We start from the raw sequence: 9395 nt of genomic DNA on the forward strand, positions 1-9395 counted from the left end.
AGATAGTGATACATAGAAAATCTTATAGTGGCGAATTAAGAAAGAGTATATGACGAAAGTTATTGATAACAGAGTAAATTTTGCCAGTGTGCATAATCCGCTGCCCTATCCTGATTTCCTGGATGTGCAGCTGAAGTCTTTTCGTGACTTCCTACAGTTAGACACTCCGCCTGAAGAACGCAAGAATGACGGTTTATACAAGGTGTTCGCTGAGAACTTCCCTATTACCGATACGAGAAATAATTTCGTTCTTGAGTTCTTAGATTACTATATTGATCCTCCTCGTTATTCGATAGACGAATGTTTAGAGCGTGGATTGACTTATAGTGTGCCTTTGAAGGCTAAGATGAAGCTTTATTGTACGGATCCCGATCATGAAGACTTTGGTACGTTCATTCAGGATGTATTCTTAGGCACGATACCCTATATGACACCTAATGGAACCTTTGTTATCAATGGTGCAGAGCGTGTTGTTGTTTCACAGTTGCACCGTTCGCCAGGTGTATTCTTTGGACAAGGGGTGCATGCTAACGGCACAGTGCTTTATAGTGCACGTATCATTCCCTTCAAAGGTTCTTGGATTGAGTTCGCAACCGACATCAATAATGTGATGTATGCTTACATCGATCGTAAGAAGAAACTGCCTGTAACGACTTTGTTGCGTGCGATGGGCTTTGAGCAAGATAAAGATGTTTTGAAGATTTTTGATCTTGCAGAAGAGGTGAAGGTCAACAAAAAGAACATGAAAGCAGCTATTGGGCGTAAGTTAGCTGCACGTGTTCTGAAGAGCTGGAATGAAGACTTTGTCGATGAAGATACGGGCGAAGTAGTATCTATTGAGCGCAACGAGGTGATTATGGAGCGCGAAACAGAGTTGACAGAGGACAATATCGTTGAAATTTTAGATAGCGGTGCTTCTTCAATCCTGTTGCATAAGGATGCCGAGTCAGCAAGCAAATACACCATTATCTTCAATACATTGGCGAAAGATCCTAGTAATTCTGAGAAGGAAGCCGTAAACTATATTTATCGTCAGCTGCGTAATGCTGACCCAGCCGATGATGCAAGTGCACGAGAAGTATTCCAAAATCTGTTCTTCTCAGATAAGCGTTACGATTTAGGAGAAGTCGGACGTTATCGCATTAACAAGAAGTTGGGCTTAGATACAGATATGGATACGCGTGTCTTAACACGTGATGATATTATCAAGATTATCCAGTATCTCATTCAGTTGGTAAATTCCAATGCTACGGTTGATGATATTGACCACTTGAGTAACCGTCGTGTTCGCACGGTAGGCGAGCAGTTAGCCAATCAGTTTGCTATCGGATTGGCACGCATGAGCCGTACCATTCGTGAACGTATGAATGTGCGTGACAATGAAGTGTTCACGCCTACCGATTTGATTAATGCAAAGACGATTTCAAGTGTTATCAACTCTTTCTTCGGAACCAATCCCTTAAGCCAATTCATGGATCAAACGAATCCTTTGGCAGAGGTTACGCATAAGCGCCGTCTATCTGCTTTAGGACCTGGTGGTTTGTCGCGTGAACGTGCAGGTTTTGAGGTTCGTGACGTACACTATACGCATTATGGTCGACTTTGTCCTATTGAAAGTCCTGAAGGACCAAACATTGGTTTGATTTCTTCTCTCTGTATTTATGCGAAGATCAACGACCTTGGCTTTATCGTAACACCTTATCGTAAAGTGAAGAAAGGTAAGGTTGATATGAAAAATAAGGACATTGTTTATCTGACAGCCGAGGAAGAAGAAGATAAGATTATAGGTCAGGGTAACGCACCGTTATCTACAGATGGTGCTTTCTTAAAGGATACTGTAAAGTGTCGTCAAGATGCCGATTATCCTGTAGTAACACCCGATTTGGTTGATTTGGTTGACGTTTCGCCACAGCAGATTGCATCCGTTTCAGCTTCTTTGATTCCTTTCTTAGAGCACGATGATGGTCACCGTGCATTGATGGGCTGTAACATGATGCGCCAAGCAGTGCCATTAATTCATAATGATGCGCCGATTGTTGGAACAGGTTTGGAGAAACAAGTCTGCGAAGACTCACGTACAATGATTACAGCCGAGGGCGATGGCGTGATTGATTATGTAGATGCTACCACCATTCGCATTCTCTATGATCGCACAGAGGAAGAAGAATTTGTAAGCTTTGAGCCGGCATTGAAGGAGTATCGCATTCCCAAGTTCCGTCGTACCAACCAAAATATGACCATTGACCTCCGCCCGATTTGCGATAAGGGACAGCGCGTTAAGGCCGGTGATATCTTGACCGAAGGCTATGCAACCGAGGCTGGTGAGTTGGCTTTAGGGCGCAACTTGTTGGTAGCTTATATCCCTTGGAAGGGCTATAACTACGAGGATGCCGTTGTCATTTCCGAACGTATGGTTCGTGAAGACGTGCTCACATCTGTGCATGTTGACGAATATTCTTTGGATGTTCGCGAGACCAAGCGTGGCATGGAAGAATTCACCGCAGACATTCCCAATGTAAGCGAAGATGCAACACGTGATTTAGATGAGAATGGTATTATCCGTATTGGTGCACGCGTAGAGCCGGGAGACATCTTGATTGGTAAGATTTCACCGAAGGGTGAGAGCGATCCTTCTCCTGAAGAGAAGCTGCTTCGTGCAATCTTTGGCGATAAAGCAGGCGATGTGAAGGACTCTTCTTTGAAGGCAAACCCATCCTTGAGTGGTGTCGTTATTGACAAGAAGCTCTTCTCTCGTGCAGTCAAAACACGCGAATCAAAGAAGCAGGATAAGATTCTTTTGGCCAAGATTGATGAAGAGTATGAGGCAAAGAACGACGACTTGAAAGACATCTTGGTAGATAAACTCATGGTGCTGATCAAAGACAAAGTGTCACAAGGTGTAAAGGATTACACCGGGGCTGAGATTATTACACGTGGTAGTAAGTTCACCATTGCCGCTTTGAAGAATCTTGAGTATGACGGTATTCAGAGCAATAACTGGACCGATGATGCGCACACGAATGGTTTAATTCAGAAGCTCATCATGAACTATATTCGCAAATATAAGTTGCTTGATGCAGAGATGAAGCGCAAGAAGTTTGCTATTTCTATTGGCGACGAGCTTCCTTCTGGCATCCTTCAGATGGCAAAAGTTTATATTGCGAAGAAGCGTAAGATACAGGTTGGCGATAAGTTGGCAGGTCGTCATGGAAATAAGGGTATTGTTTCAAAGGTTGTTCGCACCGAGGATATGCCTTTCCTTGCCGATGGTCGTCCGGTAGACTTAGTGCTCAACCCGATGGGTGTGCCCTCACGTATGAACTTAGGACAGATTTTTGAGGCCATTCTTGGCGCTGCAGGGCAGAAGCTCGGATGCAAGTTTGCAACACCTATCTTTGATGGTGCAAAGCTCGAAGATTTGAAAGCGTGGACTGATAAGGCAGGTCTTCCTAACCTTTGCTCTACCTATATTTATGATGGTGAGACCGGAGAGAAGTTCGATCAGCCTGCAACAGTAGGTATCACTTACTTCTTAAAGCTGGGTCACATGGTTGAAGATAAGATGCACGCACGTTCCATTGGTCCGTATTCGCTCATCACGCAGCAACCACTTGGTGGTAAAGCGCAGTTTGGTGGACAGCGTTTCGGAGAGATGGAGGTTTGGGCTATTGAAGCTTTTGGTGCGAGCCATGTGCTTCAAGAAATCCTCACCATTAAGTCGGATGATACCGTTGGCCGCAGCAAGGCCTACGAAGCGATTGTCAAAGGCGACCCCATGCCTAACGCAGGCATTCCAGAATCGCTCAACGTCTTGTTGCATGAGCTTCGCGGTCTCGGCTTAAGTATCAAATTGGATTAAAGAGAACCCCTAACGAAAGATTAATATGGCTTTTAAAAGAGATACAAAAGTAAAAAATAATTTTACGAAAATTACGATAGGCTTGGCTTCTCCTGAAGAGATTTTGGAGAATTCATACGGTGAAGTAACCAAGCCCGAAACCATCAATTATCGCACCTATAAGCCCGAGCGCGATGGTCTTTTCTGTGAGCGTATTTTTGGTCCTACGCGTGACTATGAATGTGCTTGCGGCAAATATAAGCGCATTCGCTATAAAGGAATCGTCTGTGATCGTTGTGGTGTTGAGGTGACCGAAAAGAAAGTGCGCCGCGAACGTTCAGGGCATATCGAATTGGTTGTGCCGGTAGCACATATTTGGTATTTCCGTTCGCTGCCCAATAAGATCGGCTATCTTTTGGGACTTCCTACGAAAAAGCTTGATGCTGTGGTATACTATGAAAAGTATATTGTCATTAAGCCTGGTATTATGGAAGGTCGAAAGGATGCAGAAGGGGCCGAATTGAATGGCTCTCATCAGTACGACCTGCTGTCAGAGGATGAATATTTTGATATTCTCGACAATCAGGTCGACCCCAACAATGAATATCTTGATGATACCGATCCTAAGAAGTTCATTGCGAAGATGGGTGCAGAGGCTATCTACGACCTCTTGCGCGACCTCGATTTAGACAGCTTGAGCTATGAGTTGCGCGACCGTGCCAATAACGATGGTAGCCAACAGCGCAAGACAGAAGCTTTGAAACGCTTGCAAGTTGTCGAGTCGTTCCGCGCTTCTAAGGGTATCAATCGCCCCGAATGGATGATTTTAAAGATTATCCCGGTCATTCCTCCCGAGCTTCGTCCGTTGGTTCCCCTTGATGGTGGCCGCTTTGCCACGTCAGATTTGAACGATCTTTATCGCCGTGTCATCATCCGTAACAACCGCTTAAAGCGTTTGATGGAAATCAAAGCGCCCGAGGTTATCCTGCGCAACGAGAAACGCATGCTGCAAGAGGCTGTCGACTCTCTGTTCGATAACTCGCGCAAAGCATCGGCTGTTAAGAGCGAAAGCAACCGTCCTTTGAAATCACTTTCCGATTCTTTAAAAGGAAAACAAGGCCGTTTCCGTCAGAACCTCTTAGGAAAGCGTGTCGACTATTCGGCTCGTTCGGTGATTGTTGTCGGCCCGGAATTGAAGATGGGCGAATGTGGTTTGCCCAAGTTGATGGCTGCCGAGCTCTATAAACCCTTTATTATTCGCAAGCTCATTGAGCGCGGTATTGTGAAAACTGTGAAGAGCGCGAAGAAGATTGTCGATCGTCGTGAACCCGTTATTTGGGACATCCTCGAGAATGTCATGAAGGGACATCCCGTGATGTTAAACCGTGCGCCGACACTTCACCGCTTAGGTATTCAGGCTTTCCAGCCCAAACTCATTGAAGGTAAGGCTATCCAGCTCCATCCATTAGCATGTACGGCCTTCAATGCCGACTTCGATGGCGACCAAATGGCCGTTCATTTGCCTTTGAGTAACGAGGCTATCCTCGAAACGCAAATCTTGATGTTGCAGAGCCACAACATCTTAAACCCCGCGAATGGTGCACCTATCACGGTGCCTTCACAGGACATGGTGTTGGGTCTTTATTATATCACCAAGCTGCGTCCCGGTGCAAAGGGCGAAGGACTTACTTTCTATGGTCCCGAAGAAGCCATCATTGCGCAGAACGAAGGACGTTGCGATTTACACGCAAAAGTAAAGTGTATAGTCGATGATGTGGTGGATGGTAAGCCCGTGCGCCACATGGTTGAGACCTCTGTTGGCCGCGTGATTGTCAACCAAATTATCCCCGATGAAGTGGGTTTCTTCAATGATGTCATCTCGAAGAAAACGCTTCGTGGCATTATCTCCGACGTTATCAAGGGTGTAGGTATGGCACGTGCGTGCGACTTCCTCGACGGAATCAAGAACCTTGGCTATCGCATGGCTTATGTAGCCGGCTTGTCATTCAACCTCGATGATATCATCATTCCTGAAGAGAAGCGCGGCATTGTAGAGAAAGGACAGGCTGAGGTCGACCAAATCCAGGCCAACTACGAAATGGGTTTCATCACCGATACCGAACGTTATAATCAGGTTATTGATGCGTGGACACACGTCAACAACGACCTTGGCAACATCTTGATGAAAGAGATGACCGAAGCCGACCAAGGATTTAATGCAGTCTACATGATGCTCGACTCCGGAGCCCGTGGTTCGAAAGACCAAATCAAGCAGCTTTCGGGTATGCGTGGACTGATGGCTAAGCCTCAAAAGGCCGGTGCCGAAGGGCAGCAAATCATCGAAAACCCAATCCTTTCTAACTTTAAGGAAGGTATGTCGGTGCTCGAATACTTCATCTCTTCTCACGGTGCACGTAAAGGTTTGGCCGACACCGCTATGAAAACGGCCGATGCCGGATATCTCACTCGCCGTTTGGTTGACGTTTCCCATGATGTCATCATCACCGAAGAAGATTGCGGAACGTTGCGTGGTTTGGAATGTCGTGCGCTCAAAAACGGCGACGAAATCATCTCTACGCTCTACGAACGCATCCTCGGTCGTGTGTCTGTTCACGATGTTATCCATCCCACAACAGGCGAAGTTCTCGTTCGTGCAGGTGAAGAAATCAACGAAGCTAAGGCTAAAGCCATTGACGAGTCGCCGATTGAAATGGTTGAAATTCGTTCGGTGCTCACCTGCGAAAGCAAACACGGTGTCTGCATGAAGTGTTATGGGCGCAACTTAGCTACCGCACGCATGGTGCAGTTGGGTGAAGCTGCCGGTGTCATTGCCGCACAGGCTATTGGTGAGCCGGGCACGCAGTTGACGCTGCGAACCTTCCACGCTGGTGGTGTAGCCGGTAATGCAGCAGCCAATGCAAGCATCGTAGCTAAGAACGATGCAAGAGTTGAATTTGACGAATTGCGTACCGTTCCGTTTGTCGATGACGCCGAGAAAGCCTGTGAAATGGTAGTGAGTCGTTTGGCCGAGGTGCATTTCATCGACCCTCATACTGATATTGTTCTCAGCACCCTGAATGTGCCTTATGGCTCATCGCTCTATTTCAAAAATGGCGATAAGGTGAAAGCCGGTGACTTAGTTGCAAGGTGGGATCCCTTCAATGCCGTTATCGTTTCAGAGTATGCAGGTAAGCTTCGTTTCAACGATGTGGTCGAAGGCGTTACTTTCCATGCTGAAACCGACGACACAACCGGTTTGACCGAGAAGATTATCACCGATTCAAAAGACCGTTCAAAGGTGCCGACCTGCGACATTATTGGTCCGAAAGGCGAGGTGTTGGGCACCTATAACTTCCCCGTAGGCGGCCACGTTGTGGTTGAAAATGGTGCCAAAGTGAAGACGGGTGCCACACTGATTAAGATTCCACGTGCCGTGGGTGGCGCGGGAGATATCACGGGTGGTCTGCCTCGTGTCACCGAGTTGTTCGAGGCACGCAATCCATCCAACCCCGCAGTGGTTTCTGAAATCGATGGCGAGGTGACCATGGGTAAGGTGAAACGCGGTAATCGTGAAATCATTGTTACGTCGAAGACGGGCGACCAAAAGAAATACCTCGTTTCGCTCTCGAAACAGATTTTGGTGCAAGAACACGATGCTGTGCGTGCCGGAACACCGCTTTCTGACGGCATCATCACGCCGAGCGACATTCTTGCTATTCAAGGTCCTACCGCCGTGCAGGAGTATATTGTCAACGAAGTGCAGGATGTTTACCGCCTTCAAGGTGTGAAAATCAACGACAAGCACTTTGAGATTATCGTGCGCCAGATGATGCGTAAGGTGCGCATCGATGACCCAGGCGACACCACTTTCTTGGAACAAGAGATGGTAGACAAGCTCGATTTCGCGGAAGAGAACGACCGTATCTGGGGCAAAAAGGTGGTTGTTGATGCCGGAGACTCACAAGTGCTCAAGCGCGGACAAATCATTTCTGTGCGCAAATTGCGCGATGAGAACTCTGCACTCAAGCGTCGTGACTTGAAACTGGTTCAGGTGCGCGATGCCGTGGCAGCCACTTCAACGCAGATTTTGCAGGGCATCACGCGTGCAGCACTCGGCACAAAGAGCTTCATGAGTGCGGCTTCCTTCCAGGAAACTACGAAGGTGCTCAACGAGGCTGCTATCCGTGGCAAGCAAGACCGCTTAGAAGGCATGAAGGAGAATGTGATTTGTGGTCATCTCATCCCTGCCGGAACTGGCTTGCGTCGTTGGGATAAGCTCATCGTGGGCTCGAAAGAAGAGTATGATCGCATGCAAGCCAATCGCAAGAACGTGATTGACTTTGCAGCCCAAGGAAACGAAAGATAAAGCAAACGCAAACGCTCAGCTTGTGGGATGCGCCGAGGGTGCGTCCTCAAGTTGAACGAACGTTTGCTTAAAAGCATTCATATTAGTCATCAAAAAAGGCCGAAATGCTGGGTAATTCCATGCATTTCGGCCTCTTTTTTGATAGCTTTTACCGATTGAACTGTTCGATATGCAGACCGCCATCGCAGAGTGCTTCAATCTTAGGTACGATGCGTTTAAAGTGTTCCGATGCGGCATGCTGCTTCAACACCTCCTCGTTTTCCCAGCTTTCGCAAAACATAAACACGCCGGGTTGCGTGGTGCTTTCAAACAAATCATAACCTTTGTTGCCTTTGTCTTGGCGCGATAACGTCACTAACTCGTCGGCCACGGCCTTTACTTGCGCAGTGGTCACCCCTGCCTTCACCGTGAAAAATGCGTTTAATCTAATCATTTCGTTTTTAATTTTAAAATGTTCTCGTGCTTGCAAATTTACACAAAACTCGGGACTTCACCCTCCCTTCTTTCAAAAAAGTGTTGCAGATGGGGTTTCAAATAGGCTTATCTCGGTGGCGTAGTGTGCTGTGGGCATAGCGTGTGCCGTGTAGATGTCATGCCATGGGTAGTTTGATTTTGGTGAGAATTGTCTTGTCTCAGCGTGCCCTGACCAGCATATATGCGCATGAGGCGTATCTGAAAATCTGCGTTCCCAAGATTGGGAACGGGTGAATTTTATTAAAAAGAGCTTTCCCAAAGTTGGGAACGATGAAAAATAGAGAAAACGGTCGTTCCCAAAGTTGGGAAGCCTCAAAAACAAAAAAATAGGCGTAATGGACATTTGGTAGGCTGAAAACCTCTCTGCATCCTTTAATTTACTACCTTTGCAGCATTTGAAAACCTATGAATAAAAAAACTGTGTCTTCTGTAATAGCTCAAATGTTAAAAAAATGGGCATCGACGTACTGTTCAGATGTATTTTTGCAAGGATTGTGGTAGACAATTTCAAGGTGGTCTGCGTATAAATAATATTTCTCTATGGAATGACTATCTGACGGCAAATCGAACGATTTCTGATCTATCCACTCTTTATAAATGTTCAAAGCGAACCATACGACGTAGGTTGAGCTTAGTAGTAGATAGCTTTACTGCTACTTACCCCAAATCTGCAGTAATAATATTGGATACAACATACTTTTCCAGGACATTTGGTGT

Annotated in this window: 3 protein-coding genes and 1 pseudogene; 3 read left to right on the forward strand and 1 reads right to left on the reverse strand. The window is 46.5% G+C overall.

The genetic code is table 11. The features are described from left to right. Positions 1–49 precede the first annotated feature (49 nt). Together rpoB and rpoC are read left to right on the forward strand one after the other, a co-directional pair. Positions 50–3859 (forward strand): DNA-directed RNA polymerase subunit beta, encoded by a 3810-nt coding sequence (rpoB, locus tag HMPREF9431_RS08340; RefSeq protein WP_004380794.1) that lies wholly within the window; start codon positions 50–52, stop codon positions 3857–3859. 25 nt (positions 3860–3884) lie between these two features. Continuing rightward, a complete protein-coding gene (rpoC, locus tag HMPREF9431_RS08345; RefSeq protein WP_004380795.1) occupies positions 3885–8204 on the forward strand; it encodes a DNA-directed RNA polymerase subunit beta' in 4320 nt (1439 codons plus the stop codon). 148 nt (positions 8205–8352) lie between these two features. Here rpoC and HMPREF9431_RS08350 read toward each other — a convergent pair whose 3' ends face one another. Beyond that, positions 8353–8637 (reverse strand): putative quinol monooxygenase, encoded by a 285-nt coding sequence (locus HMPREF9431_RS08350; RefSeq protein ID WP_004380796.1) that lies wholly within the window; start codon positions 8635–8637, stop codon positions 8353–8355. A gap of 516 nt (positions 8638–9153) precedes the next feature. Between HMPREF9431_RS08350 and HMPREF9431_RS13695 the strand changes: the two are divergent. Then, positions 9154–9395, forward strand: a pseudogene (locus HMPREF9431_RS13695) (IS256 family transposase, variant Zn-binding type); the annotation flags it as partial.

It is taken from the genome of Segatella oulorum F0390, from assembly GCF_000224615.1.
GTDB classification, from domain to species: Bacteria; Bacteroidota; Bacteroidia; order Bacteroidales; family Bacteroidaceae; genus Prevotella; species Prevotella oulorum.

Bases quoted from the DNA above. Each gene is read 5' to 3' on its own strand.
- rpoB (WP_004380794.1), top strand. From the start codon at position 50: ATGACGAAAGTTATTGATAACAGAGTAAATTTTGCCAGTGTGCATAAT.
- rpoC (WP_004380795.1), top strand. From the start codon at position 3,885: ATGGCTTTTAAAAGAGATACAAAAGTAAAAAATAATTTTACGAAAATT.
- HMPREF9431_RS08350 (WP_004380796.1), bottom strand. From the start codon at position 8,637: ATGATTAGATTAAACGCATTTTTCACGGTGAAGGCAGGGGTGACCACT.